Origin of the sequence: Haloferax denitrificans ATCC 35960 (genome assembly GCF_000337795.1) — an archaeon.
In the GTDB taxonomy this organism is placed as follows: Archaea; Halobacteriota; Halobacteria; order Halobacteriales; family Haloferacaceae; genus Haloferax; species Haloferax denitrificans.
The window spans coordinates 20,279-45,924 of the sequence record NZ_AOLP01000018.1 but is presented as its reverse complement, the minus strand read 5'-3'; the positions used below and the strand labels follow the sequence as shown (position 1 = coordinate 45,924).

Here is a 25,646-nt window from a genome sequence, read left to right as displayed (position 1 = left end):
CATGGTTAACGCGACCGACGCGGTCGTCGCACTGCTCCCGCTCATCACCATCGCCTATCTGATGGTCGGGCGGTACTGGCCCGCGACGCGGGCGATGCCCGTCGCGTGGGTCGTCGCAATCGGGGCCGGCGTCCTCGGCTGGGGCATGACGCCGCAGTGGGTCATCGCCTCGACCATCAACGGCTTCATCACCGCCTCGAACATCCTGTACATCGTCTTCGGAGCTATCTTGCTCCTGTACACGCTCAAGCAGACGGGCGCGTTCGACGCCATCAACAACGGCTTCGCCTCCATCAGCGAGGACCGCCGCGTGCAGGTCGTCCTGCTCGTGTTCCTCATGGGCTCGTTCATCGAGGCGGCCGCCGGCTTCGGCACGCCCGCCGCCATCGTCGGCCCGCTCCTCGTAGGCCTCGGCTTCCCGCCGCTCGCGGCCGTCGTGGTCGCGCTGACGGGGAACCTCATGGCCATCACCTTCGGCGCGGTCGGCACGCCGCTCATCATCGGGATGATAGACATCTTCGACGACGTGCCGGTCATCACGAACGCGCTCGACGCGCAGGGCATGGGCGTCGAACAGTGGGTCTCGGAAATCGCCGTCTTCGCGGCGATGAACCACGTCGTCGTCGGCATCCTGCTTCCCTTCATCGGCGTCGCCATGATGACGCGCTTCTTCGGCGAAGAGCGTTCCATCAAGCCGGCGCTCGCAGTGCTTCCCCTCACGCTGTTCGCGTGGGCGTCCTTCTCGGTCCCGTACTTCCTGACGGCGTACTTCCTCGGGCCGGTGTTCCCCGGCCTCGTCGGCGCGATGGTGGGGCTACTGCTCACCGTCTCCGCGCTCAAAGCCGGCTTCTTCCACCCCGACGAGGAGTGGGACTTCGCGCCGCAGACCGAGTGGCCCGACCACTGGGTCGGCGACATCCAGCCCGGCGAGACGAGCCAGCGCGGCGGCGCGGTCGCCGCCGACGGCGGTGCGGTCCAGCAGATGTCGCTGTGGAAAGCGTGGACGCCGTACGTCCTCGTCGCGGCGCTCCTCGTCGTCACCCGCGTGTTCGACCCGCTGACGAGCTTCCTCACGTCGACGCTCGTCTTCGAGTACGCCGACATCTGGGGCACGGAGTTGGCCGGCGACTTCCAGTTGCTCTACCTGCCCGGCGCGGTGTTCCTCGTGGTCCACCTCGTCACCATCGGCCTCCACGACATGGACGCGAAGCAGGTCAAAGCCACGTGGGCGGAGACCGCCGAGAAAGTCACGCCGGCGGTCGTCGCGCTGTTGTTCGCGGTCGCGACCGTCCAAATCATGCTCCAGTCGGGCAACGCCACGGGCACCGACAGCATGCTCATCGTCCTCTCCGAAGGCATGGCAGGCATCGCGGGCGGCGTCTACCCGTTCTTCGCCGCCTTCGTCGGCGCGTTCGGCGCGTTCCTCGCGGGGTCGAACACCGTCTCCGACATCCTGTTCGGCACCTTCCAGTACGGCGTCGCCGACCAGATCGGCACGCCGAAGACCGTCATGCTGGGCGCGCAGGCGGTCGGCGGGGCCATCGGCAACCTCATCGCCGTCCACAACGTCGTCGCCGCGCTCGCGGTCGTCGGCCTCGTCGGCGAGGAGGGCCGCGTCATCCGCCTCGAACTCATCCCGCTTCTGTACTACGGAACCGCGACCGGCATTCTCACGCTCCTGTTCAGCTACGTGCTGTTCCCGGGCGTGTTCTGACCGGCCGGCGCTTTCGACCCGGTTCGGCCCGGTCGAACTGCCCCGATTCGCCGAACTACCTCGGCCCGAATCGACCAGATTCGGTTCGGGGCGACCCGTCTCGACCCGGCTCGACTCGAACCGCGAATCGACTCGCAAACCACCCGCGCGCGACCCGGACCTACGCCCGTCACCGGGTGTCTTTATCCGTTCACGCAAACCGACATACGACAGAGCTAACCAATGGCATCCAACACGCACGAACCGGCCACCGACCCCGCGCTCGCTGGCGATTACGACTACGTCAGCGACGACGTCGAGCGGCCGGGGCTGGTCGAAGACCTCCAGTCCCTCGTCGAGGGCGACGTGCGCTTCGACACCTACACGAGAACGCTGTACGCGACCGACGCGTCGGCGTACGAGCAAGTCCCCATCGGCGTCGTCATGCCGACCTCGACGGCCGACGTGGCGGCGGTGATGGAGTACTGCGCCGACCGCGAGATTCCCGTCCTCCCCCGCGGCGGCGGCACGAGCCTCGCCGGCCAGACCGTCAACGAGGCCGTCGTCCTCGACCTCGTCCGCCACATGGGCGGCGTCGAGGAAATCGACCCCGAGGCGCGGACCGCGACGGCCGAGGCGGGCGTCCGCCTCGGCGAACTCAACGAGGAACTCGCCCCCCACGGCCTGAAGTTCGCGCCCGACCCGGCGTGGGGCGACCGCTCCGCGCTCGGCGGCGCAATCGGCAACAACTCCACCGGCTCGCACTCGCTGAAGTACGGCAAGACCGACTACTACATCGAGGAACTCGAAGTCGTCCTCGCCGACGGGACGGTGACGACGTTCGGCGAGGTGAGCGTCGACGAACTCCGCGAGTCAGGTGACCCCGACGGCGACCTCGAAGCCCGAATCTACGCCGAAATCGCGCGGATACTCGACGAGGAGGCCGACGAGATTTCCGAGCGCTTCCCCGACCTGAAGCGCAACGTCTCGGGCTACAACCTCGACATGCTCGTCGACGAGATGCGCGGCGAGCGCCGCACGCCCGACGACGCCGGTATCGACGAGGACTGGGAGGCCGGCCGCGTCAACCTCGGCCGGCTCGTCGCCGGGAGCGAGGGCACCCTCGGCGTCGTGACGAAGGCGACCGTCTCGCTGGAGGAGATTCCGAACACCGCGTCGGTGGCGCTTCTCACCTACGACGACGTCATCGACGCGATGCACGACGTGGCCCCCATCCTCGAACACGAGCCCGCGGCCGTCGAGGTCATGGACGACGTGCTTCTCGACCTCGCGCGGGACACCGCCGAGTTCGCGGACGTGGTCGGGATGCTCCCCGAGGGCACGGACTCGACGCTCCTCGTGGAGTTCTACGCCGACTCCGACGAGGCGGGCAAACAGAAGGTGGCGAACCTCATCGAAGACCGCGTCATCGACCCCGACGGGACCGAGTTCGACCCCGAGGAGGGCTCGGCCTCGGTGACCGAAACGGAGCGCCGCGCGACCGACTTCATGGAGGCCCACGACGCCGACACCCGCGCGAAGTTCTGGAAGATGCGCAAGTCCGGCCTCCCGATTCTGCTGTCGCGGACGACCGACGAGAAGCACATCGCGTACATCGAGGACACCGCCATCCCGGCGGAGAACCTCCCGGCGTACGTCTCCGACTTCCAGGACATCCTCGACGAACACGACACCTTCGCGTCGTACTACGCCCACGCGGGGCCGGGCGTCCTGCACATCCGCCCGCTCGTCAACACGAAGACCGCCGAGGGCGTCGAGACGTTCGAGGCCATCGCCGACGAGGTGACGGACTTGGTCGTCAAGTACGGCGGCTCCGTCTCCGGCGAGCACGGCGACGGCCGGGCGCGAACCCAGTGGAACCGCAAGCTGTACGGCGACCACCTGTGGAACGTCTTCCGCGACCTCAAGACCGCGTTCGACCCCGACTGGCTCCTCAATCCGGGGAACATCTGCGGCGACCACGACATGACCGAGAACCTCCGCTTTTCCCCCGACTACGAGTTCGACGCCGGCTTCGAGCCGGCGCTGAACTGGGACAACGACAACGGGTTCGAGGGCATGGTCGAACTCTGCCACGGCTGTGCGGGCTGTCGCGGCCAGCAGTCCACCGTCGGCGGCGTCATGTGTCCGACGTTCCGCGCCGCCGAGGAGGAGATTCAGGCGACTCGCGGCCGCGCCAACATGCTCCGGCAGGCCATGAGCGGCGGCCTCCCCGAAGACGAGCTGTTCACAGACGAGTTCGTCGACGAGGTGCTCGACCTCTGTGTCGGCTGTAAGGGCTGTTCGAAGGACTGCCCGAGCGAGGTCGACATGGCGAAGATGAAAGCCGAGGTCGTCCACGAGTACCACCAGCGAAACGGCTCCAGCCTCCGCGACAAGCTCTTTGCCAACATCGATTCGCTGTCGAAGCTCGGGTCCGCGTTCGCCCCGCTCGCCAACGCGGCGACGAAGGTGCCGGGCGCGCGGACGGTCATGGAGAAGACCGTCGGCATCGCCAAGGAGCGCTCGCTCCCGACGTTCCATTCGACGAGCTTCGTCGACTGGTTCGAGAGCCGCGGCGGGGCCGGCGTCCCGGAGGCGGAGGCCGACCGCAAGGCGCTGTTGTTCCCCGACACCTACACGAACTACAACCACCCCGAGGTCGGCAAGGCCGCCGTGAAGGCGCTTGAGGCCGCGAACGTCCACCTCCGGATTCCGGAGGGCGTCGCCGGCTCCGGCCGACCGCCGCACTCGAAGGGCTTTCTCGACAAGGCCCGCGCCGACGCCGAGCAGAACGTCGAGGCGCTCGCGCCCGCCGTCGCAGAGGGCTGGGACATCGTCCTCTGTGAGCCCTCGGACGCGGTGATGTTCCAGTCGGACTACCTCGACCTGCTCTCCGGCGACGACGTGGAAGCCGTCGCGGAACACGCCTACGGCGTCATGGAGTACGTCGACGCGTTCCGGCTGGACGAGTCGCTGTCGTTCCGCCCGCAGGACGACTACCTGACGTACCACGGCCACTGCCACCAGAAGTCCACGAAGAAGGACCACCACGCGGTGGGCGTCCTCCGCCGCGCCGGCTTCGAGGTGGACCCGCTGGACTCGACGTGTTGCGGGATGTCCGGGTCGTTCGGCTACGAGGCCGAACACTACTCCATGTCGAAGGCCATCGGGAACATCCTCGAAGGCCAAGTGGCCGAGAGTCCGGGCGACGTGGTCGTCGCCCCCGGCGCGTCCTGCCGGACGCAACTCGAAGACATGGACGGCGCGACCGACGACCCGCCGCACCCCGTCGAGATGATCGCGCGCGCCATCGACGCGTAAGCGACGCGACGGCAGAAACAACCGATTCGAGCGCGCCGCCGGTCGCCGTCCCGCCTCGTTTTTCGTCGCAGATACGTTTAGGGCGCTCGGCGGCCAACCGCGGGACGACGGAGATGCGAGGGAACCAGCCATGACACCGATGGAACTCGACGACGTGCGCGTCGACGCGTACATGACGACCGGCGTGGAGACCGTCGGCCCCGACGCGTGGGTCACAGACGTGGTCGACAAACTCAAGGCGGGACCGCAGTACGGCGGCCTCCCGGTGGTCGACGACGAGAACCGCCTCCTCGGGTTCGTCGGCGCGATAGACCTCTTGGAGGTCAACGGCGACGTGCGGGTCGAGTCGGTGATGAGCCGCGACCTCGTGGTCGTCCGCCCGGAGATGACGGTGAAGAACGCCGCGCGCGTCATCTTCCGCACCGGCCACCAGTTCCTCCCCGTCGTCGACGACGACCGAGTGTTGCTCGGCCTGTTTTCGAACGGCGACGCGGTGCGGAGCCAAATCGAGCGGACGACGCCCTCGAAGGTCCAGAGCACCCGCGAGATGCTCGAACGGACCCACGACACGTCAATCGACGTCGGCGAGCGGGAAGTCGAGGTCGGCTCGCTGATTCCGACCCAGCGGGAGGTCTACGGCGACGAGCTCGAGGGCCGGAAGTACGAACTCCAGAACGGTCTCGCGGAGCCGCTCATCGTCGTCTCCCACGGGTCCGAGACGCTCCTCGTCGACGGCCACCACCGGGCGATGGCCGCGAGGCGGCTCGATATCGACCGGATGCTCGCGCACGTGCTCACGGTCTCGTCGGAGGACGTCGACGAATTGGGCCTACGCAAGATGGCCCGACTCGGCGGCCTCCGGTCGCTCGCGGACGTGGAGGTCAACGACTACCTCCAACACCCGCTCATCGAGAAGACAGAACAGTAGCGAACGCGGAGCGAGGAGGCGAAAACGGTGGGGTGGTGGCGCGGCGGGCTACTCGGCGAGGTCGTCGAGCGCGTCGCCGAAGGCTTCGAGGCCGGTTCCCATCGCCTCGGGGTCGCCGCCCAGCGAGATGCGGAACGACTCCGGCGAGTCGAAAAATCGGCCGGGGACGACGAGCACGCCGCGGTCCCACGCGGCGTCCGCGACCGCGTCGCCGTCGGCGTCGGCGTGGTCGAGGAAGGCGAACGTCCCGCCGGCGTGGATGCGCCCATCGAGGTCGTCGCGCTCGGCGACGAACGACGCGAGGAGGTCGTGGTTGGCCGAGAGGTGCTCGCGGGCGGCGGCCTCTATCTCGTCGCTGTGGTGGAGCGCGCGCCGGGCGAGTTTGGTGCTCGGTTCGGCGACCGCGGGGAGGTACATCGACGCCGAGCGGGCACGCTCGACGACCTCCTCGGGGGCGATAATCCAGCCGACGCGGAGGCCGCCGAGGCCGTAGAACTTCGTCAGCGACCCGGTGACGACGGTGTTGTCGAGGCCGGACGCCGTGGTGCCGCCGAAGGGGCCGTCAACCGCGGGGTCGACGAAGGGCGCGTACACCTCGTCGACGAGGAGGTAGCCGCCGGCGTCGGCCGCGGCCGCCGCGACCTCGGCGAGTTCCGCGCGCGGCGTGAGTTTGCCCGACGGGTTGTGGCGGTTGGTGACGATGGCGAACGCGAAGGCGTCGGTCGAGGCCCCGTCGAGGCGGGGCGGTTCGAGTTCGTAGTCGTACTCCGGCGGGCGGACGAAGCGGTCGACGCGCGCGCCGAGCGCCTCCGAGGTGACAACGAGCGGCTGGTAGCCCGGCTTCTCCACGAGCACCTGCGGGCGCGAGGCGTCGGATTCGTCACGGTCTTCGTCGTCGCCGGACGCGAGGTCGAGGAGGGCGCAGGCGGCGAGGAAGTTCGCGTTCGTCGCGCCCGCGGTGACGAGGACCGACGACTCGGAGACGCCGTAGCGGTCCGCGAGTTGGCCGGCAAGCGTCGCGTCTTCGGGGTCCGAGCGACCCGCGAGAACCGGCGGGACGAGGTCGTCGCCGCGCCGGGACGAGCCGAGGTCGCTCGTCGCGAGGTCGTGGGTGGCCTCGTCCACCCGGTCGACAATCCACTCCAGATAGGGAATTCCGGGAAACGTCGTCGTCATTGGGACTCCTTCGCGGGCACTGCCGTAAGTCGTTGGGGTCTCGGGGACATCGGCCGCAGGCGATGGGGGACGGCGGGGCGCTCAGCGGTCGTCGGTCGGCGGCCGAGGAAGCGGCGCGGCGTCCGTCTGCCAGTCGTCGATGCGTCGCCTGGCCCACGACACCGCCGGCCGCGAGTCGTTGTAGATGACGCCCGCGAGACCTCGCTCCGAGTACGCGACCAGGAACGCGACGGGGCCGTCCGGGAGGTCCGAAACGACGAGACTGTAGGGAAGCGAATCGACCGACCGGAGCGAAAAGGAGTCGACCGACCACGCCTCGGCGAGCTGTGGCCGATAGGCGGTGACGAGCCGCTGGACCACGTCGTCGGTGGCGACCATGTCGACCGGGATGCCGCCCTCGACGACGGCCCGGTAGTAGGCGTCGACCTGCGAGGGAAGGGCCCCGCGGACGCAACCGCGTACCGACGTCGCCTCTTCGACGAAGGACGTGAGCTTCGACAGCGCGGGGCCGGAGCCGCCATCGGTGACGGAGATGGCGTCACAGCCGTCGAGGAACGCCGGTGCGAGCGGCGCGTCCGAGTCGAGCGAGTCGAGCACCGCGGCGGCCGCGTCGATGTCGTCCAGACACTCGACGAAGTGCGCGTACGTATCGAGCGCCATTCGACCGGCGAGCGTCGGGCGGTGGACGCCGCCGTTCGTCTCGACGAAGCCCGCGCTCTCCAGCTCGCGAAGCCCGCGGTCGACCGTCGACCGCGACACCGGGAGGTCGTCCGCGAGCTCCGCCGTCGTCCGAGGCTGGCGAACGACGGCGTCGAGCACGTCGGCGCGCGACGCGAGCACGTCGAACACCTCGTCGACCTCGGACCGAACCATGTCGAACTGCATGAACGTGTTACTACTTAAATAACAGGAGAACCGACGCTCAGTATATAAATAAACGAACTATTTATATAGCATAACTCACGGTGTGCGTGAGTGATGCGATGGGTGAAGTAAAGCGTGTGGCAGGAGTATGAGGGTATGCCGGGGTGCCTCTGACAACCGGCTTTTCGCCCGAACCGGGGTGCCCGGTCCGGTTCGGGCGTCAGAAGGGGAAGACATTCCCCTTCACATTTTGCTCCGAAACGCTTCTTCGACGAGGGGAACCGCCGTCTCCACCGAGTCGCCGCGCGCGAGGTGCGCGTCGCACGAGCAGTCCGACGAGCCGAAGCCATCGACGCCCGCCGCACCGAGCGACGACGCGAGGTCGGTCGCGACCGCGCACTCCACGTCGCGGTCGGTGACGCAGACGACGCGCGCGAGGTCGACCGCGGGGGACCCGCCGAGGTAGTCGACGTGCCAGTGGCGGGCGTCGTGGTCGCCGGCCGCGACGCGCCGGTGGCGGCGGACGCGGCGGAGGCCGCCCGTGCCGAACGCGCTCCCGACGTAGACGTAGGCTCCCGCCGAGAGGCGGTGGTCGCCCAGCGCGCCGACCTCGACGGTCACCGCGGGCGCGTCGAAGACCAGCGCGTACGTCCCGACGGGCGACCGAGCGTCGAGCGACAGCGGGTCGTCGTCGGTGCCGAGGACCGCGGGGTCGAGCGAGTGGACTGTCGGGGCGTCGTCGGTCGGGGTCCGCGGGGCGGTCATAGTCGGAGTACGTCCGTCCGGTTACGAAAGCTCGGCGGGTCGCTTTTCGGCGTTGTCGAGGAGAGCCGGGAACAGGTCGGCCGCGGCGGCGTCGAGGTCGTAGACGCTGTGGACGTCGTCGGGGTCGCGACCGCGGCCGCTGGCGACACCGACGGCCTTGGCGATTCTGTCGTAGTTGTCGCGGACGAGACTGCCGAGGAGACCGGGCATCCCGGCGCGGTCGGTGAGTTCCTTCGCGGCGGCGCGGCCGGCGTAGACGCGGCGCGCTCGGCGGTCGACGAAGACCATGGCGAACGGCACGTCGGCGAACTGGGCGTCGAGGAACGCCTGCGCCGCGTCGTCGTACCACGAGATGGCCTCCACGTCGTCGAGGCGCTTCAGCGCCGACGCGGCGACAGAGCAGTAGGCGCACTCGCCGTCGTAGATGAGCACGGCGTCCGCGGACTCGTTCATAGCTTTCGTCGGGACGCAGAGAACAAAAGCGGCGCGGCGGGCGTGCCGTGTGCTATCAGTTCCGGCCTGCGACAGCGTTAGGGCGACCACGTCCGCAGTGGGCGTGTGGACGACCTCATCGAGTGGCTTCGGACCAGACCGTACTACGAGGGGCAGATTCGGTCCCACCGCCGGTTCGAGGCGCGCGAGCCGGCGTTCGCCGACGTGGACCTCGAACCGCGGTTGGCGTCGGCGCTCGACGACCGCGGCATCGACCGGCTCTACCGGCATCAGGCCGAGGCGGTCGAGGCCGTCCGCGGCGGGAACAACGTCGTGTTGGCGACGCGGACCGCGAGCGGCAAGAGCCTCGCGTACACCGTCCCGGCGTTCGAGCGGGCGATGGACCACGGCGGGCGGACGCTCTATCTCGGCCCGCAGAACGCGCTCGTCGCCGACCAACTCGACACGCTGTCGGACCTCGCGCGCGGCCTCGGCTTCGGCAGTCGCGTCTCGGTCGACCAGTACACCGGCCGGCTGTCGAAATCGGAGAAGCGCGAGGTGAGAAAGCGGATGCCGACGGTCCTGCTTTCGAACCCCGACATGGTTCACTACGCGCTTCTCCCGCACGCCCACCGGCTGTGGGAGTGGTTCTTCTCCTCGCTGGAGACGGTCGTCATCGACGAGGTCCACGGCTACCGCGGGGTGTTCGGGAGCCACGTCGCCCTGCTCGTCCGCCGGCTCAAGCGCGTCTGCGAGCGGTTCGGTGCCGACCCGCAGTTCGTCTGCTGTTCGGCCACCATCGGCAACCCCGTCGAGCACGCCGCGCGCATCACCGGCGAGCGGGAGGACTCCTTCACGCTCGTCGACGAGGACGCGAGCGGGACCGGCGAGACCAACTGGCTCCTCTGGAACCCGCCGGAGTACGACAACCCCGACGCCGGCGGGTCGGGGCGGCGGCGCTCGGGTCACGTCGAGACGAAGAACCTCTTCGTCGACCTCGTCGCGCGCGGCCACCAGACGCTGGCGTTCACCCGCGCCCGACAGGCCGCCGAACGGTACGCCACAGAGAGCGCGAGCGACCTCAGAAGCCGCGGCGAACACGAACTCGCGGGCGAGGTGGCGGCGTATCAGGCCTCCCTGACCCACGACCGGCGGCGAGAGATAGAGGCCGGCCTCCACGACGGCGACATCACGGGCGTCTGGAGTACCAACGCGCTCGAACTCGGCGTCGACGTGGGCGGCCTCGACGTGGTGCTCATCGACGGCTACCCCGGCACGCGGATGTCCGCGTGGCAACAGGCCGGGCGGGCGGGACGCGGCGACAGGCCCGCGCTCGTCGTCCTCGTCGGCGGCGAGGACCAACTCGACCAGTACCTGATGAACCACCCCGCGGAGTTCTTCGACGGCGACCCCGAACGCGCCGTCTCCGACCCGGAAAACGACCATCTCCTCCCCTCGCACGTCGCCTGCGCGGCCGCCGAAAACTGGCTCTCGACTGGAGACGAGTCCCACTTCGGCGGGTCGTTCCCCGGCGTCGTCTCCGACCTCGAAGCCGACGGGACGCTGGCCCGCCGGGAGACCGACGACGGCCTCCGGTGGACCCACGACGGGAGCGAGAGCCCGCAACACGCGATGAGCCTCCGAACCATCACCGACCGCGAGGTGCAACTGATGGACTCGCGGAACGACGAGACCATCGCCACGCTGGCGTTCGACGACGCGCTCCGGGACGCCCATCCCGGCGCGGTCTACCACCATCAGGGCCAGACGTACGAGGTCGCCGAGTTGGATTTGGACCGCGACGTGGCCCGACTCCAGCCGACGTGGGCGGACTACTACACCCGCGTCCTCCACGACAAGCACATCACGGTCGAGCGGGACATCCTGTCGAAGCCGCTGTCGGCGCGAGACGACGTGGAGGTCCGGTTCGCGGAGGTGACGATGCGAAAGCAGATAACGGGGTTCGAGCGGCGCGACCCGAAGCGCGGGACGACAATCGGCCAGCAACTGCTCGACCTCCCGGAGACGAGCCTGCGGACGAAGGCGCTGTACTTCACCGTCCCCGGCGACGTGGAACGGGAGATGCGCGAGCTATCGAGCGACCGCCCGGAGGGCCGCGACTACGGCTTCAACGGCGGCATCCACGCCGCGGAACACGGCATGATTTCGCTGTTCCCGCTCCGACTGCTCTGTGACCGCGGCGACATCGGCGGGCTCTCGACGCCGTACCACGCCCACACCGACCAGTCGACGATCTTCATCTACGACGGCCACCCCGGCGGGGTCGGCATCACGCGCGCCGGCTACGACATCGTGGAGGGGCTGATGCGCCAGACCGCCGACCTGATTTCGGACTGCGACTGCGAGGACGGCTGTCCCTCCTGCGTGCAGTCGCCGCAGTGCGGCAACGCGAACGACCCGCTGGCGAAGGACACGGCCGTCCTGCTGTTGGAGTCGCTGACGGGGACGCGGGCCTGAATCCGGCGGCCGGGCGCGAACCGCCCGCCCCCGCCGACCCGACGGGTGAAATATCACGATACCGGCATTTCAGGGCCGCTATTCCGAACCAACAGCTATTTTTGGGAACCCTAAATCTATAGGGGCAATGAACGCGGACATCTGCGTGGTCGTCCCGACAATCCGGGAGTACGAGTGCATGCGAGCGTACTTCGAAAACGCCCGCGCGCACGGGTTCGACCTCGACCGACTGTTCGTCCTCCTCGTGACGGAGGACTTCTGCGACGCCGAGGGGATGGCGTCGATGCTGGACGACGAGGGAGTCTCGGGCGCGGTCTTCGACGGGTCGGCCCGCGAGGAGTGGTACGACGAACACGACATCTCCGAGTACTCGCATCTCGTGCCGGCGGCGAGCCACGCCCAGACGAGCTTCGGCCTGCTGTACATGTGGGCGCACTCCGAGTTCGACTACGGCGTGTTCATCGACGACGACACGCTCCCGCACGACGAGTGGGACTTCTTCGGTCGCCACATGGCGAACCTCGACCGCACCGACGAGGTGGAGTCGGTGTCGAGCGACGAGCGCTGGGTGAACGTCCTCTACCAGAACGCCGACGAACACGGGCTGTACCCCCGCGGCTATCCCTACTCGGCGATGGACGAGACAGTCGAGACCGGGACGCGCGAACTCCGCGACGTGGTCGCCTCGCAGGGGCTGTGGACGAACGTCCCCGACCTCGACGCGGTCCGCATCCTGATGGACGGCGACCTCGAAGGGCAGGCCCAGACCCGGACCGACTTCGAGGACTTCGACGGCGACTTCGTGGTCGAGCCGGGCCAGTACCTCACCGTCTGCTCGATGAACCTCGCGTTCGAGCGCGAGGTCATCCCGGCGTTCTACCAGCTCCCGATGGACGACAACGAGTGGGAGGTCGGCCGCTTCGACGACATCTGGTCGGGCGTGTTCCTCAAGCGCGCCGCCGACGTGCTCGGGAAAGACGTCGTGACGGGCTACCCGCTGTGCGAGCACAACAAGGCCGCCCGCCCGACGTTCGACGACCTCAACAACGAGGTGCCGGGGCTCGAACTCAACGAGCATCTCTGGGAGGTCGTGGACGCGGTCGGCGGGGACGCCGACAGCTACGCGGGCGTCTTCGAGGCGATGGCCGACGCGCTCGCCGACGGCGACTGGTCCGAGTACCGCAACGGCGACTTCTTCAACTACGTCGGCGAGCACATGCGCGACTGGCTGGACTGCCTCGACGCGCTCGCCGCGCCGCGGGCCGCCGCGCCGGCCGACGACTGAGCGGGCGACGGCGAACGCCACCCGCGCGACGCCGCGGGGGAGGTGGCCCCCGTCCCGCGATTCGGCCGCTTCGCTCGACAAATCGGTAGGTATAAATGATTTAGGGAGACCTAAATCAATGTATGCACGAACGCGACCGAGAGCTTCGCGGCCACAGTCGCCGCCGGTTCATCGCGACGACGGCGGCCCTCGGGGTCGGCGCGCTCGCCGGGTGTACCGGCGGCGACGAGGAGACGGAGACGACGACCGAAGCCGGAGCCAACGAGTCGGCCGGACAGATCGGGTCCGGGCGGTCTCCGTTCGGCGACCGCGACATCACCGGCGGCGTCTCCGTCACGGAGATGCCGGACCTCTCGGGCGAACTCACGCTCTACTCGGGTCGCGGACAGGCGCTCGTCGGCGAGCTCATCTCCTTTTTCGAGGAGTACTACGACGAGTTCACCATTCGCCCGCGGTACAACTCGGCGGCCGAACTGGTCAACCAGATTCAGACCGAGGGGCAGAACAGCCCCGCGGACGTGTTCTTCTCGGTCAACGCGGGTTCGCTCGGCGCGCTGAAGGACGCCGGTCGCACGCAGGAGCTTCCGAGCGACGTGCTCGACCTCGTCCGCGACGAGTTCCACGACCCGGACGGCCAGTGGACCGGGACCTCCGGTCGCGCCCGGACCGTCCCGTTCAACACCGACCAGTTCGACGAGTCGGACATCCCCGACGACATCATGGCCTTCCCCGACACGGAAGCGTTCAGAGACAACATCGGCTGGGCACCGACGTACTCCTCGTTCCAGGCGTTCGTCACGGCGATGCGCGTCCTCGAAGGCGAAGACGCCACGAGAGAGTGGTTACAGGGAATGCAGGACCTCGGCGTCACGGAGTACAACGACGAGTTCCTCGTCTCGCAGGCCGTCGCCGACGGCGAAATCGGCGCGGGCTTCGCCAACCACTACTACATCCAGCGCATCCTCGCGGGACGAACGAACGCGCCGCTTTCGACCGCGTTCACCGCGGGCGACGCCGGGTCGATTTTCAACGTCGCGGGCGCGCTCGTCCTCGACAGCACCGACGACGCCGAACTGGCGAGCAACTTCGTTCGCCACCTGCTTTCGGCCGAAGCGCAGGACTACTTCGCGCGGACCACCTTCGAGTACCCCCTCGTCTCGGGCGTCGACCCCATCGGCGAACTGCCGAGCATCGACGAACTCAGCCCGCCGGAAGGCCTCGACCTGACCCAGCTTTCGGACCTCGAAGGAACCGTGGAACTCTTGCGTGAGGTGGGCGTCCTCTGAGGTAGCACACTCATGGCGACCGAACAGCAGACGGGGACCGGTGGAGGGGACGACGAGCAACCGCTCGGTCTGACCATCGCGAGCGGGGCCGTCGCCGCCGCCGTCGTCGTCCCGCTGTTGTGGCTCGTCAAGACCGCGCTCGAAGTCGGGTTCGCCGAGGCGGTGTCGCTCGTCACCCGGCCGACGACCGTCGAAGTGTTCCTGAACAGCGCCGTGCTCGTCACGCTCGTCACCGCCGCGTGCATCGGGCTCGGCGTCCCGCTGGCGTATCTGACCGTCCGCACCGACCTGCCGTTCAGGCGCTTTTGGACCGTCGTCGTCTCGCTCCCGCTCGTCATTCCGAGCTACATCGGCGCGTTCGCGTTCGTCTCGGCGTTCGGCCCGCGGGGCGCGTTCCAGCGGCTCTTGGCCCCGCTCGGTGTCGAGTCGCTCCCCGAGATATACGGATTACCCGGTGCCGTTTTGGTGCTGACGCTCTACACGTACCCATACGTGTTCATCACCACCCGGGCCGCGCTGAAGTCGATGGACACCACGCTCATCGACGCCGCGCGGACCCTGAACCACAGCCGCTGGGAGGCGTTCAAGCGGGTGACGGTCCCGCAGATTCGCCCCGCGGTCGCCGCCGGCTCGCTCCTGACGGCGCTGTACGTCCTCTCGGACTTCGGCACGCCGGCGATTATGCGGTTCGACGCCTTCACCCGCGTCATCTACGTGGAGTTCGGGACGTTCGGCCGCGACACCGCGACGCTCCTGTCGCTCCAACTCATCGCCGTGACGCTCCTCATCTTGACCCTCGAATCGAAGATTCGGGGCGACGAGCGCACGACGACCGGCGGGCGCTCGGGGGCACCGATGCCGCTCGGCCGGTGGAAGTACCCGGCGCTCGGCTTCGCGGCGCTCGTCGCGACCGTCGCGCTCGTCGTCCCGCTCGGCATCCTCTTTACGTGGCTCGCGCAGGGCGTCGCCGCGACGAGCGGGTCGCTCGCGTTCCAACCCGAGTACGCGTTCAACTCGGTCCTCGTCGCGGCGGCGACCGCGGGCGCGGCGACGCTCGCCGGCCTGCCCGTCGCGTACCTCGCCGCGCGGCACCCCTCGCGGCTCAGTTCCGTCTTCGAGCGCGCGACCTACGTCGGCTACGCGGTGCCGGGCGTCGTCCTCGGGCTGGCGCTCGTCTTCTTCGGAAGCTCGTACGCGACGCCCATCTACCAGACGCTCTACCTCCTCGTGTTCGCCTACGTCATCCGCTTTCTCCCGCAGGCCATCGGGTCGCTCCGGGCGTCGTTCCTCCGGGTCGACCCCGCGCTCCCGGAGGCGGCGCGGACGCTCGGCGAGACCCCGACGGGGGCGTTCCGGCACGTCACGCTCCCGCTCGTCGCGCCCGGCCTGTTCGGCGGCGCGGCGCTCGTCTTCCTGACCACGATGAAGGAACTGCCCGCGACGCTCCTGCTCCGCCCCTCGGGGTTCAGCACGCTCGTGACACACATCTGGACGGCCTACGAGCAGGGCTACTTCGGTCAGGCCGTCGTGCCCGCGTTCATCCTGCTTTTCGTCTCCGGGCTCTCGATGCTCGTTATCATCACCCAAGAGGGATACGATGTCAAATAGCACACTCTCGACCACCGACCGCTCGAACCGCGCGGAATCCACCGGCTCCGAGGCCGACGACGAGGACATCGGCGGCGTCCTCGAACTCGACGGCGTCTCGAAGTCCTACAGCACCGAGTCGGTCATCGACGACCTCTCGCTCAGCGTCGAGGAGGGCGAAATCCTCACGCTCCTCGGCCCCTCGGGCTGTGGGAAGACGACGACGCTCCGACTCATCGCCGGACTCGACCGCCCCGACGGGGGCGAGGTCCGACTGAACGGGAGCGTCGTCTCCGGCGGCGACACCTTCCGCGCGCCCGAGGAGCGCGGCGTCGGCGTCGTCTTCCAGGAGTTCGCGCTGTTCCCGCACCTCACCGCGGCCGAGAACATCGCCTTCGGGCTGAAGGACCTCGGCGAGGCCGCACGCGACGAGCGCGTCGCCGACCTCCTCGACCTCGTGGGACTGGAGACCCAAGGCGATAGCTACCCCGACGAGCTCTCCGGCGGCCAGCAACAGCGGGTCGCCCTCGCGCGCTCGCTCGCGCCCGAACCGGCCATTCTGCTCCTCGACGAGCCCTTCTCGAACCTCGACGTGGACCTCCGCGTCCAGATGCGCGAGGAGGTCCGCCGCATCCTCAAGGAGGCCGGCGTGACGGCCGTCTCCGTCACCCACGACCAAGAGGAGGCGATGTCCATCTCCGACCGCGTGGCCGTGATGAACGACGGCGACCTCGAACAGGTGGGCGAGCCCGAACAGGTGTTCCAACACCCCGAGTCCCGTTTCGTCGCGGGCTTCCTCGGCTACGCCGGCTTCCTGCCGGGGCGCATCGCGGGCGACGTGGTCGAGACCGAACTCGGGACGGTCGGCCGCGACCAGATTCACGGCCTCGCGCCCGAGTACGACGACACCGACATCGACATCCTCGTCCGCCCCGACGACGTGTCGGCGCACGCCTGCAACGGCGGCGGCGACGGCCACGGCGAGGTCGTCGGCAAGCGCTACCTCGGGCCGACCATCCTCTACGAGGTCGAACTCCACGGCGGCGACACCCTGCTGTGTATGCACAACCACGACGAGACCGTCCCGACCGACGGTTGCGTCGAGGTGACGCTCGACGCCGGCCACGAACTCGCGTGGTTCCCGCGCGAACAGCGCCCCGAGACCGGCCTCTACTCGGACTGAGAATGGGTCGGCGAGACTCGAAGACGGGCCGGAGCGTCCCGCTCGGCGGGCGCGTGCGAGCCGCGGTCCGCGGCCTCGCGTTCCACACCGACTTCTCCATCGACATCGACCGAACCCGGACGCGGCGGCGACTCGCCGCGCTCTGTGTCTCCCTTCTCGTCGGCCTCGTCGTGACGTGGCTCGCGGTCGACCTCTTTCCGTACCACACCGTCAACGACGACGAGGGCGTCTATCTCACGCAGGCCGCGATGCTCCTCGAAGGCAAGCTGTTCCTCTATCCCGGCCAACTGACGGAGGCCGTCAGGCCGTGGTTCTTCGTGGTACAGGAGACGCCGAGCGCCCCCGGCGGCGTCCAGCTCTACTCGAAGTACTCGCCGGCCGTGCCGGCGCTGTTCGCGGTCGGCCTCGCGGTCGGGCTTCCGAACCTCGTGTTGGGAGCCGTCGCCGCGGCGTCCGCCGCGCTGGTCTACGCCCTCACCGCCGACGCGTTCGACCGGACGACCGGCGTCGTCGCGGCGGGCCTGCTCGGTCTCTCGCCGCTGTTTCTGCTCACGTCGGCGACGTTCCTCGCGTACGCGCCGACGACGATGCTCAACCTCGGGTTCGCCGTCTGCTACGTCCGGGCCGCCCGCCGGGACTCCTCGGGCTACGCCGTCGTCGCCGGCGCGCTCGTCGGCGCGGCGTTCTTCGCCCGCCCGTACACCGCCGTCCTGTTCGCCCTGCCCTTCATCGCCCACTCGCTGTGGGCGCTGGCGACTGCCCGGCGCGCGGGGACCGGCTGGGTCGTCTTCCGCCGGTACGCCGCCGTCGCGCTCCCCGGTCTCGCGTTCGTCGGCCTGACGCTCGCGTACAACGCCGTCGTGACGGGCGACCCGCTCACGTTTCCATACATCGCCTTCGCCCCGCAGGACGGCGTCGGCTTCGGCGAGCGGGCCATCCTCGACTACGAGGTCGTCTACACGCCCGCCATGGGCGTCGAGACCGCCGTCGAGGCGCTCGACCTGCTCGCGTTACGCTGGGGGCCGATGGGGTGGCTCGGCACCGTCGCCGCGGTGTTCGGCCTCGGCGTCACCGCCCGCCGCTGGTGGAGTCACAAGACCGGCCGGAACCTCCGGGGAAGCGCGAGACGCCGCCACCACGGACTCGGCGGCCGCGACCGCGCGTTCACCGAACTCTCCGACGACGCCCTCGCCTGCGTCGTCGCGGGCGTGTTCGCCTCGGTGTTCCTCGGCAACGCCGCCTTCTGGGGGACACACAACGGTCTTCGAAACGGCCTCATCGACCTCCTCGGCCCGTTCTACCACTTCGACGCGCTCGTCCCGCTCGCGGTGTTCGGCGCGGCCGGCGTCGTCGCCGGCGCTCGGCTCGTCCGCCGACTGGCCCACCGCCGCTTTTCGGCTTCGGAGGCCCGCGGCGTCGTCTTCTCGGTGCTTCTCGTCTCGGCGCTGTTCGCCGGCGGCGTGACCGTCGGCGCGGTCGAAGACCCCTACGACGAAAACCGGCTCCGAACCGAGAACCTCGCGGCGACCTACGAACCGCTCCTCGACGCCGGCTTCGAACAGCCGCCGCTGACCCCGTCGGTGCCGGGCGTCGATGCCGGCGGCCTCGAAGGCGGTGCCGACGGTATCGGGGGCGGTGCCGGCGGTCTCGGCGTCGCCGGCGACCCGTCCGCCGCCGGTAACGAGACGAAGGCGCTCGTCTTCCACCCCGACCCCTACGGCGACTGGTCGGCCCATCCCTTCCAGACGCTCCGCAACGACCCCGGGTTCGACGGTCCGGTGGTGTACGCACTCGACGACGGGGCCGAACGGGACTTCGCGGTCCTCGACGCCACGAACCGAACGCCGTATCGGTTCACCTATCGGGGGACGTGGACCGGAGCAACCGAGGCGGTCGAACCGGACCTGACCCGACTCGACGTGCTCGCCGGCGAGCGGGTCGACGCGACGACGACGCTCGGCGCGCCCGCGGGGGCGAACACGGCGTCGGTTCGCGTCGAGACCGAGGCGGGCTACGCCCGTTACGACGCGGCGACGGCCGAGAACCTGACCGTCGAGTGGTCGCTTTCGCCGGCGGGCGTGGCCGTGACGAACCGGCCGCTGGCCGCCGGTCCCGAGCGGCTGTCGATTCCGGCGGGCGCGAGCGAGGTCGACCTCGCGGTGACCTACGTCGGCGACTTCGGCGAGACGGTCACGTACCGACAGACCGTGACGGTCGAGCGCTCGGGCGGCGAGATACGGGTTCTCTGGCCGCCGGAGACCCGCGTCTGCCGGCTGACCACCGACTGCGGGACTGAAGGCGAGTGGGTCGGCCCCGACGGCGACTACCTCGACGGCGTCTCGGTCGAGACCGACGCGCGCGTCGCCTGAGGCGAGCGTCGAGAGCCGGCGGCTCGCGGGCGGTGAGCGTCGGGCGAAAAATGAAAAACGTCTCGGCGTCGCGGTCGGCGGCTCAGTCGTCGGCCGGGCCGGTCGAGCCCGACGAGCCGAGGAAGCCGTCGACGGTCGCACGCTTCGCGATGTGCGGGCGGTAGACCCACGCGTTCAGGAGGACGATGGGAACCATCGTCGCCGCGACGAGCGCGTAGCCGACGTGCAGGTTCGGCAGGAGCACCGACGAGTAGACGAGCGGATAGGTGATGCCGCCGATGGTGCCGACGCCGCCGACGACGCCCGCGACGGCCCCCGAGCTGTTGGGGAACATCGCGGGGACCTGCGCGAAGATAGCGCCCTCAGCGAAGGCGCAGGCCATGCCGACCATGAAGCCGGCGGCCACCGCGATGAGGACGGTCCCCGAGAGGCCGGCGAGCGTCATGACGAGCATGGCGACGACGATGAACGAGAGCGACACGAACGTCCACTGCTCGCGGTAGCGGCCCTCGAAGACGGGCAGGATGTCCATCTCTTTGCGCGCCAGCACGTCGCTGACGTAGCCGCCGATGGGCCGGAGCAGGCCGGCCGCGATGGAGAACGTGGCCGCGAACGTGCTCGCGAGCACGAGGTTGTTCGTGTTGAACGCCTCGCGGTAGTAGGTGGCGAGCCAGCCGTTCATCGAGAGTTCGAGACCGAAGCTCATGACGTAGGCGAGCGCGAGCGCGACGGTCCCGTAGCGGGTCGCGGTGTGGACCCACTGCTTGAGCGTCGCGTTGTCGGCGGTCGCCTGCCGGCGCTCGTCGTTCGCCGCGGCCTCGCCGAGGAGGTAGTAGGCGACCGCGAGCAGAATCGAGACGACGCCGGTGTAGAAGAACGCCGCCCGCCAGTTGCTCTGGAACAGGGGCCCGCTCCAGTCGGCCCCGAACACGCGGGGCAGGATGAGCGCGCCGCCGGCGGCCCCGGCGTTCCCGATGCCGGCGTAGATGCCCTCGGCCATGCCGAGGTTCTCCTCTTCGAACCACTCCGAGACGTGTTGGATGCCGATGACGAACGTGATGCCCGCCGTGGCGACGATGAGGCGCTCGACGAAGAACACGGTGTAGCTCTCGGCGAAGGCGCTCGCCATCGAGAACACCCCGACGTAGCCGAGGACGATGGCGAACACCACCGGCGCGCCGAACTTATCCGAGAGCCAGCCGGTGAGGATGCGGCCGAAGGGCGCGAGCCAGATTGCCGCGCTCGCCAAGATGCCGATTTCGGCGAGCGAAAGCCCGAACTCCTCCGCCATCGGCCCCGTGAAGGGCGCGAACGAGAACCAGATGAGAAAGGAGAAGTTGAACCCGATAGTGGCGAGAAGGAGCGTCCGCCACTTGGTCATCTTTACGAGACCCATACAGCAACCTCCGAAATAGAAGCACAATCGTGTACAATTCTACCGTTCTTCTGTATTGGTTTGAACATCATGTAGCGGATAGCACAGAGACATCATAGAAAAGTACTGTCCACAATGCCCCATAAACACTTACCGAGTGTTTAGGGAATTGAACCAGATAAGGAGTGTATTACCGATATTATCCGATAATACACCGAGTTATACCGTGGACATACGTCCAAAAACGCTCGGAGAGTATGAATCTGGTGGTGAGTTCTCTCCCGTCGGCTACGGGTCGCGCCGCCAGACGACGGCCGCCCCGTTGGCGAGTTCGACCGCGAGCGGATTGGAAGCGGCGGTCGAGCCGTCTGGTTCCTCGACGCCGGGAGCGACGAGCGCCGGCTCCCAGCCGTCGGTCGGGACGGCCGGCGCGTTCGCGTCCCCGGCCGCGTCGTCGGCGAGGGTCGCGGGCGACACCTCGACGGGGACGCCCTCCATGTTGGCGGCGAAGAGCAGTTGTTCGCCACCGGTCGAGTCGGTCGCGTCACCCCCGTCCGGTGCGGTCCGGAAGCCGTAGTAGAGGACCGTCCCGTCGGTCGGGTGACGGTAGGTGAAGTAGTCGGCGGCGTCGAGGTCGGCGATGAGCCACGGCCGGTCGTGACGGAACTCGCGGGTTTCGAGGCGGAAGGCGGTCCGCTCGTCGTCCTGTTCGTCGCGCCAGTGGACGAGGTTCGAGAAGTCGTGCACGTCGCGCATCCACGCGTAGCCGTAGGCTTCGAGGTCCGCGGCCGAGAGGTCGTCGCCGAGCGGTTGGTCCATCGCCGAGAGCATGTCGGCCATCACGTCGAGGTCGTAGTCGGTCGCGCCGACCGCCGACGAGAGGGCGTTCATGAAGGTCAAAAGTCCCTCGCGGGAGTCGAAGCCGAGGTCCTTCACGCGCCGGAAGAAGCGGTCGTCCTCGAAGTCCTCGTCGCGCACCTGCCAGTAGCAGAACTTCGACTCGTCGGAGACGACCTTGACGTTCCACGTCGGGTCGGTGTCGCGGACGAACCCCCACGGCGCGCGCATGTTGGCGTGGACGAAGTCCATCGGGACGCCCGGCAGGAAGCAGTGGAACAGCATCGACGACGCGGCGTTGTCGTACGCCTCGCTCAGCGTCTCGGGGTAGTCGTCGCCGAGATAGGGGTTGACCGGCGACTGGTTGAACTCGACCGTCGGGTCTATCTGCGTCCCCCGGCGGACGGTGTCGTGGTTGGCGACGCCCGTCAGCCAGTTGCCGCCGAACTCGCCGACCTCGCGGACGCGCCACCACTTCGTCGCCCAGAAGGTGAGAAGCGCGGGGGTGTTGTGGGCGAAGGTGATTGGCGACCACTGGAACGAGTGGGGGTGTTGCTCGATGAGCGCCCGGTACGAGGAGGCGAGTTCCCAGTCCTCGCGCGGCCACGGCCGCCCGTCCTCGTAAATCATCCACGGCCGGTACTCCGTGCCGGCGACCTCCTGCGTCACGCGGTCCATCTCCGCGAGGAAGTCGTCGTCGTGGTACATCTCGCCCGTCTCGGGGTCGTGGGAGGTGAAGTCCTGCGCGCCGTCGACCCGGATGCCGTCCGCACCGAAGTCCATCTTGCGCTCTTGCATCTCCAAGAAGACGGCGCGCGCGGTCGGTTCGGTGTAGTCGAGGTGCTTGCCGTACATCCCCGGGCCGAGGACGTACCGGTCCGAGAGGAGTTCCGCGCCGCGGTTGTCGGCGTGGCCGAGCGCGATGTCGAAGACGACCTTTATCGGTCGCGGGAGGTCGTGGCAGGCGGCGATGAAGTCCACGAGTTCGTCCGGGCGGCCGGTTTCGAGGACGGCCGGATTCGGCGCGGAGAAGGCGCTGACGACGATGTCGTAGCCCCAGTTAATCATCTCCGGGCGGGCGACGTCGACCGTCACCTCGCCGGCCGAGCCGTCGGCGACCGTCCAGAAGTCGTGTTCCGCCTCGTTCTCGGTCAACGGCTCGACGGGCATCAACTGAATCCCGTCGTAGCCGGCGAAGGCGCGCTCCCACGGGGCGAGGTCGTCGCCGGCGCGCTGTTTCGCGGCGATTCCCTCGTACACCTCGGCGAGTCCGGCGAGCGACCCGCGCTCCGTGGCGGTTCCGGGGTGGATTTCGAGCATGCTCGTCGCGGGGTCGATACGCGGGAGGCCGCCGTCGTCGGTCGTGGCCACCCGCTCGTCGTCGGTGCCGAGCGCCTCGAAGTAGGCGCGGTCGGCGCGGGTCTCGTCCAGCCTGTCGAGGTCGTACACCTCCGCGGGCGCGAACGCCCCGAACGGAACCGAGTACGCGACGGGGTCCTGAACCGTTCGCTCCTCGCCGTCGTCGCCCTCGTAGACGAGACGGTAGAGCGCGCCGAGAGTGTCGCGCGTGCCGGCGCGGACGCCCTCGACGGCCGCCCAGTGGTACTCGCCGACCCGACGCGTCGGGACGCGGTGGCGGTCGAACGTCACGCGCCGGTGGTCGGTTTCGCCGGGGTCGAGGTCGGCCGGCGGCGTCAGCAGTTCCAGTTCGACGGCGGCCTCCGGCACGCCGTCCTCGACGAGGTCCGGCGTCCAGAAGCCGAACTCGACGACCTCGTCGCGGCGGTGCGCGCCGAGTTTCGTCGTCAGCGTCTTGGCGGCCGAGAAGTCGTCGTCGCGGCTCTCGACGACCGATTCGTGCCACGAGGCGAGGTCGTCGGTTCGGTCGGCGTGCAGGGTCGGCGTGGGGGAGTTCGTGCTCATGGTGAATCGGGTCGGTCGGGTCGAACGGAGGCGAAAGCGGAGATGGAGGCGAAGTCGGAGACCGCGCGAACGTGAAACGGGACGCGCGAGGCGTTACGCGAGCGGGCAGACGACCACGTCGTCGACGCGGACGCCGCCCTCGGCGGCGACCGAGTCGCCGGAGACCACGTCGGTCGCGTCGACGGCGAGGTCGCCGACGTCGACCGTGGTCGCGCCGGGCGCGAAGTTGAGCGCACAGAGGTACGAGCCGTCGTCGTGGTCGCGGACGAACGCGACCGCGCGGTCGGAGTCGGCCTCGTAGTCGATGCGGCGGAACGTCCCGTCGTACCGGAGCGCGGGCGTCTCGTCGCGGACCTCGATGAGCCGCTCGTAGTGCTCGCGGACGTCGTCGCGGGCGTGGTCCCACGCGAGGGCGTCGCGGCGGCCGCGCTGGCCGATTTCCTGCCCGCCGTAGACCATCGGCACGCCGGGGAGCGTAAACAGCGCGCCCGCGGCGGCCAGCGCCTCGTCCTCGCCGCACTCGACGATGTAGCGCGTCTCGTCGTGGTTTTCGAGGTAGAGCATGAACGACGCGTGGTCCGGGAAGCCGACCTGCGTCCGCTGTTCGATGGCGTCGAGGACGCGCTCTGCGGGTTCGTCGCCGCGGCCGACCTGCCGAAGGGTGAAGTACAGCGTCGTGTCGAAGTGCATGTCGAACATCCCCTCGTGGAAGTCGGCGATGTAGGGGATGGTCTCGTCCAGAAGCAGGAACTCGGGGTCTTTCGCCTTCACGCGGTCGCGAATCTCCTGCCAGAACGTGTCGGGGACGGCCCACGCCATGTCGCAACGAAAGCCGTCGACCACCTCGGCCCACATGTCCACCGCGTCGAGCAGGTAGCGCCGGACTTCGAGGTTTCGGTGGTCGAAGTTGGCGATGTACTCCCAGTCGAAGTAGGTGCCCGGCTCGCCGTTTTCCTGCCACTCGTACCAGTCGTAGTACTCGGATTCGGGGTTCTTGTAGGCGTCCTCGAAGAAGGGGTGGGCGCGCGCGGAGTGGTTGAGCACGAGGTCGAAAAGCACCTTCATGCCGCGGTCGTGGGCGGCGTCGACGAACCGCTCGTAGTCCTCGCGGGTGCCGAGGTCCTCGGCGACGTCGTAGAAGTCCACGATGTTGTAGCCGTGGGGCGCGTGGTCGTTCTCCAGAACGGGCGTGAGCCACAGGCAGTCGACGCCGAGCGATTCGAGGTAGTCGAGCCGCGTTTCGAGCGCCTCGAAGGTGTTGTCGGCGTCCTCGACGTCCGAGGCGTAGCCGCGGACGTAAATCTCGTAGAGCGTCACCTCTTGGGCCCACTGCGGCGGGTCGTTCGGCCGGGAGACGGAGACGGACGCCTCCTGCGCGCCGGAGCCGTCAGTGTGGCCCGTCACGTCGGCCCGTACCGCCTCCGTCTCCGCCTCGGCGACCCCGCCGTCGGCGATGGCCTCGCGTTCGACGGTCACGGTGTCGGGGACGCTGTACGTCTCGTCGAGGGCGACGGCGTGGACGCGGAGCCGGTCGCCAATCGCCGAAAGCGGGACGCGGAGCTCCCAGCCGTCGGTCTCGACGGCCGCGTCGTCCACCTCGTCGCGGTCGTCGACGACGAACTCGACCACGAGGTCGTCGCGGTCGGTGTCGCTGTCGGGGTTCGGGTGCGGGTCGGCGCGGACGACGACGACGCCGTCCTCGACGGTCGCGTCGAGCCTGATGCGCGGCCGACCGCCCCGTCCCCGCTGGGCGTCGCCGGCGCCGCTTCCGGAGCCGGACGCGCCGCCGCTGAACCCCGTCGGGCGCGCGGAGCCGCTCTGTCCGCTGTAGCCGCTCATCCCGCTCATCCCGCTCGCGCCGCTTCTGACCGAGCCGGCGGGCAGGTAGGAACCGGGGAAGACGCGGACGGTGAGCGTGTACGTCACGTCGGGCGCGTCGAGTTCGACGACGTACCGCCCGGCCGCGTCGGGCGTGAACTGCACGACTGCGGTGTCTTCGTCGAGTTCGAGGCTACTGGCGACCGGCGCGCTCCGAACCCGCCACGAGTAGTCCGCGTCGGGGTCCGGGTCGCGAGGCGCGAGTTGTACTGACTCGCCGACAGCCATGAACTGCGGCGGTCCTGGGTGTTGCATACTCACAA

Annotated in this window: 16 protein-coding genes; 9 read left to right on the top strand and 7 right to left on the bottom strand. The window is 68.9% G+C overall.

All coding sequences use genetic code 11. The features are described from left to right. The first annotated feature begins 1 nt into the window (after position 1). From C438_RS15260 to C438_RS15250, 3 genes are all read left to right on the top strand, one after another. Positions 2 to 1,714, top strand: coding sequence for an L-lactate permease (locus tag C438_RS15260; protein WP_004970558.1), 1,713 nt, complete (start codon positions 2 to 4; stop codon positions 1,712 to 1,714). Positions 1,715 to 1,936: 222 nt separating this feature from the next. Continuing rightward, positions 1,937 to 5,017, top strand: coding sequence for an FAD-binding and (Fe-S)-binding domain-containing protein (locus tag C438_RS15255; protein ID WP_004970557.1), 3,081 nt, complete (start codon positions 1,937 to 1,939; stop codon positions 5,015 to 5,017). 139 nt (positions 5,018 to 5,156) lie between these two features. Continuing rightward, the gene (locus C438_RS15250) at positions 5,157 to 5,945 is read left to right on the top strand and encodes a CBS domain-containing protein (RefSeq protein ID WP_004970556.1); all 789 of its coding nucleotides are present in this window, start codon (positions 5,157 to 5,159) and stop codon (positions 5,943 to 5,945) included. A 48-nt stretch (positions 5,946 to 5,993) separates the two neighbouring features. On the opposite strand, the gene C438_RS15245 is transcribed toward C438_RS15250, so the two are convergent. From C438_RS15245 to C438_RS15230, 4 genes are all read right to left on the bottom strand, one after another. Continuing rightward, positions 5,994 to 7,121: a pyridoxal phosphate-dependent aminotransferase gene (locus C438_RS15245; protein ID WP_004970555.1), complete on the bottom strand. Its 1,128-nt coding sequence runs from the start codon at positions 7,119 to 7,121 to the stop codon at positions 5,994 to 5,996. Between the two features lie 81 nt (positions 7,122 to 7,202). Beyond that, entirely contained in the window at positions 7,203 to 8,006 is an 804-nt protein-coding gene (locus tag C438_RS15240; protein WP_004970554.1) for a helix-turn-helix transcriptional regulator, read from the bottom strand. A gap of 222 nt (positions 8,007 to 8,228) precedes the next feature. Then, positions 8,229 to 8,750 carry a GIY-YIG nuclease family protein gene (locus C438_RS15235; protein WP_004970553.1) on the bottom strand — a complete coding sequence of 174 codons (522 nt, stop codon included), beginning with the start codon at positions 8,748 to 8,750 and terminating at the stop codon, positions 8,229 to 8,231. 21 nt (positions 8,751 to 8,771) lie between these two features. Further along, positions 8,772 to 9,203, bottom strand: a complete 432-nt coding sequence (locus C438_RS15230; protein ID WP_004970552.1) for a DCC1-like thiol-disulfide oxidoreductase family protein — start codon at positions 9,201 to 9,203, stop codon at positions 8,772 to 8,774. Between the two features lie 105 nt (positions 9,204 to 9,308). Between C438_RS15230 and C438_RS15225 the strand changes: the two genes are divergently transcribed. The 6 genes from C438_RS15225 to C438_RS15200 all read left to right on the top strand — a co-directional run bounded on the left by C438_RS15225 (position 9,309) and on the right by C438_RS15200 (position 19,370). After that, entirely contained in the window at positions 9,309 to 11,660 is a 2,352-nt protein-coding gene (locus C438_RS15225) for a DEAD/DEAH box helicase (RefSeq protein ID WP_004970550.1), read from the top strand. A gap of 127 nt (positions 11,661 to 11,787) precedes the next feature. Then, positions 11,788 to 12,945 carry a hypothetical protein gene (locus C438_RS15220; RefSeq protein WP_004970548.1) on the top strand — a complete coding sequence of 386 codons (1,158 nt, stop codon included), beginning with the start codon at positions 11,788 to 11,790 and terminating at the stop codon, positions 12,943 to 12,945. A gap of 122 nt (positions 12,946 to 13,067) precedes the next feature. Further along, positions 13,068 to 14,231 carry an iron ABC transporter substrate-binding protein gene (locus C438_RS15215; protein ID WP_004970546.1) on the top strand — a complete coding sequence of 388 codons (1,164 nt, stop codon included), beginning with the start codon at positions 13,068 to 13,070 and terminating at the stop codon, positions 14,229 to 14,231. A gap of 12 nt (positions 14,232 to 14,243) precedes the next feature. Beyond that, the gene (locus C438_RS15210) at positions 14,244 to 15,839 is read left to right on the top strand and encodes an ABC transporter permease (RefSeq protein ID WP_004970543.1); all 1,596 of its coding nucleotides are present in this window, start codon (positions 14,244 to 14,246) and stop codon (positions 15,837 to 15,839) included. Next, complete coding sequence (locus C438_RS15205; RefSeq protein ID WP_004970541.1) at positions 15,829 to 17,001, top strand: ABC transporter ATP-binding protein; 1,173 nt, start codon at positions 15,829 to 15,831, stop codon at positions 16,999 to 17,001. Before C438_RS15210 ends, C438_RS15205 begins: the two co-directional genes overlap by 11 nt. 2 nt (positions 17,002 to 17,003) lie before the next feature. Next, entirely contained in the window at positions 17,004 to 19,370 is a 2,367-nt protein-coding gene (locus C438_RS15200) for a DUF7846 domain-containing protein (protein WP_004970539.1), read from the top strand. 82 nt (positions 19,371 to 19,452) lie between these two features. On the opposite strand, the gene C438_RS15195 is transcribed toward C438_RS15200, so the two are convergent. The 3 genes from C438_RS15195 to malA form a co-directional block, all read right to left on the bottom strand. After that, positions 19,453 to 20,751 (bottom strand): MFS transporter, encoded by a 1,299-nt coding sequence (locus C438_RS15195; protein WP_004970535.1) that lies wholly within the window; start codon positions 20,749 to 20,751, stop codon positions 19,453 to 19,455. 282 nt (positions 20,752 to 21,033) lie between these two features. Next, on the bottom strand, positions 21,034 to 23,505 hold the full coding sequence (gghA, locus tag C438_RS15190; RefSeq protein ID WP_004970533.1) for a glucosylglycerol hydrolase: 2,472 nt from the start codon (positions 23,503 to 23,505) through the stop codon (positions 21,034 to 21,036). Between the two features lie 93 nt (positions 23,506 to 23,598). After that, the gene (malA, locus tag C438_RS15185; protein WP_275039885.1) at positions 23,599 to 25,638 is read right to left on the bottom strand and encodes an alpha-amylase MalA; all 2,040 of its coding nucleotides are present in this window, start codon (positions 25,636 to 25,638) and stop codon (positions 23,599 to 23,601) included. Between the last annotated feature and the right edge of the window lie 8 nt (positions 25,639 to 25,646).